Raw genomic sequence first — 1,454 nt, 5'->3', positions numbered from 1 at the left:
TAAACTGGTCCCTATGTCAAGGACATTTTAAAAAAGAGAGTTAGGAAGCTAAGAGCTGATTTCTGTATTGAACAGGAGTCAGCTTTTTTAAGTTCCACTGACAACGGTCATTATTATAATAATCAATATAATCATCTATGACTGCTTGTAGTTCTTCTAGACTTGAGCAAGATTTATAGTTAATTTCATCTTTCATGTGTCCAAAAAATGATTCTTGAGGTGCGTTATCCCAGCAATTTCCACGTCTGGACATTGATTGTCCTAGTTTTTTAGATTTCAAAAGTTTTTGAAATATCGGACTTGTATAATGGCTACCTTGATCTGAATGAATAAAAGCATTTTCAGTAAGTTTTACATTAGGATTAGCCATTAATTTATGTATTGTATTTATAGCAATATCTAGAGTTATTCTATCAGATAAATTATAGGCTAATATTTCATTTGTTGATGCATCTTTTATGGTCGACAAATAAGCCATATTAGAGTTTGAATATGGTAAATAAGTTATATCTGTAAGTAATACCTTACCTGGTACATCTTGCTTAAAATTTCTATTAAGTAAATTTGGAACTATAGTATGTTCTTTTGTAGCTTTCGCTATACGCTTATACGGATTAGCCTTTCTGATAGGACAAACTATATTAAATTTTTTCATTATTCTTTGTATACGCTTCCTATTATAGTTAATGTCAAATTTTGATTTTAGTATCATTTTAATAGATCTAGAACCCTTTTTGTAACCTCTATAATTAAAGGCTTTTAGTATATTATTTTTAATTATTTCATCTTGTTTTTCACGTTTTTTACGAATATCTTTAGTTTTTAAATAATTATAATAACCGGAACGTGAAACTTGTGCCACGCTACATAACTTTTTAACTATATTATTTAAAGATAGTTTTTTTACTATAGATTCTATTAGTGAAAATGCTTGTGCTGCTATTAGTTTACCTTTTTTCACCTGCCTTTCGTGCAGCTCTAATTTTTTTAATAATTCTACCTCTGCTTTTAGGTATTCAATTTCAGCATTTTGTTTGGCTATTATTTCATCTTTAGTTATTTTACGCTGACGCGGACGGCCACTATTATTTCTTCTAGTATCGTCTAATCCTAATATTCCATTCTCTTTATATGCTTTTCTCCATCTAGCTCCTGCACAATCTATACGTCTTATTCCAATAACCTCAACATCAAATCCAGCCTCCTCAAAAATAATTCTTGAAGTCTTTCCCTTACTATATTCAGCTATAAAATGTATTTTAAACTCATTAGTATACGTTATTGCTTTATCACTTACTTTAAGAACATATTTATTTTTTGATAACTTCTCTATTTCATTATTTGAGAACCTTATTTTACTCATATTAAATCACCTCATAACTTTATTGTACAAAAAAAGAACCTATATAGATAGACTCTCTTTTATAAGTGTCCATCTTATAGGTTCCATTTTA

At 28.9% G+C, this 1,454-nt stretch carries 1 protein-coding gene; it reads right to left on the bottom strand.

Annotated elements, in window-relative coordinates; genetic code table 11:
• Positions 1-40: 40 nt before the first annotated feature.
• Positions 41-1,363 (bottom strand): IS3 family transposase, encoded by a 1,323-nt coding sequence (locus J7M87_RS20360; protein WP_291654077.1) that lies wholly within the window; start codon positions 1,361-1,363, stop codon positions 41-43.
• Between the last annotated feature and the right edge of the window lie 91 nt (positions 1,364-1,454).

This window comes from Clostridium sp. (genome assembly GCF_017888565.1).
Taxonomy (GTDB): Bacteria; Bacillota; Clostridia; order Clostridiales; family Clostridiaceae; genus Clostridium.
Note: the sequence above shows the minus strand (reverse complement) of the source record. Positions and strands in the feature narration are given on the sequence as shown.

Coding starts and splice junctions, on each gene's coding strand:
- J7M87_RS20360 (WP_291654077.1), bottom strand. CDS start 1,363: ATGAGTAAAATAAGGTTCTCAAATAATGAAATAGAGAAGTTATCAAAA.